The sequence below is a fragment of the Photobacterium frigidiphilum genome (assembly GCF_003025615.1).
In the GTDB taxonomy this organism is placed as follows: Bacteria; Pseudomonadota; Gammaproteobacteria; order Enterobacterales; family Vibrionaceae; genus Photobacterium; species Photobacterium frigidiphilum.
This window is the reverse complement of record NZ_PYMJ01000129.1, coordinates 1-841: the sequence shown is the minus strand read 5'-3', so window position 1 is coordinate 841 and position 841 is coordinate 1. Positions and strand designations below refer to the sequence as shown.

The window sequence follows — 841 nt, the reverse complement described above, 5'->3', positions numbered from 1 at the left end:
GGCTCAGACAGCCAGGATGTTGGCTTAGAAGCAGCCATCATTTAAAGAAAGCGTAATAGCTCACTGGTCGAGTCGGTCTGCGCGGAAGATTTAACGGGGCTAAGCTATACACCGAAGCTGCGGCAATATAACTTGTTATATTGGGTAGGGGAGCGTTCTGTAAGCCGTTGAAGGTCAATCGTAAGGTTGGCTGGAGGTATCAGAAGTGCGAATGCTGACATGAGTAACGATAAAGGGAGTGAAAAACTCCCTCGCCGGAAGATCAAGGGTTCCTGTCCAACGTTAATCGGGGCAGGGTAAGTCGACCCCTAAGGCGAGGCCGAAAGGCGTAGTCGATGGGAAACGGGTTAATATTCCCGTACTGCTTATAACTGCGATGGGGGGACGGAGAAGGCTAGGTGGGCTTGGCGACGGTTGTCCAAGTTCAAGGGTGTAGGCTGAAATCTTAGGCAAATCCGGGATTTCCTCTTTAAGTAGAGAAGGCTGAGACCCGATGTCGAGTCACTACGGTGATGAAGCCATTGATGCCATGCTTCCGGGAAAAGCCTCTAAGCGATAGGTTATAAGTAATCGTACTCCAAACCGACACAGGTGATCAGGTAGAGAATACCAAGGCGCTTGAGAGAACTCGGGTGAAGGAACTAGGCAAAATGGTACCGTAACTTCGGGAGAAGGTACGCTCCTGACGGTGATGAGACTTGCTCTCTAAGCTGTTGGGAGTCGCAGATACCAGGTGGCTGCAACTGTTTATTAAAAACACAGCACTGTGCAAAATCGAAAGATGACGTATACGGTGTGACGCCTGCCCGGTGCCGGAAGGTTAATTGATGGGGTTAGACGC

The 841-nt window shown here is 50.4% G+C and carries 1 rRNA gene; it reads left to right on the top strand.

Going from position 1 to position 841, the window contains the following annotated elements:
- Window positions 1-841, top strand: a 23S ribosomal RNA gene (locus C9J12_RS30205); the annotation flags it as partial.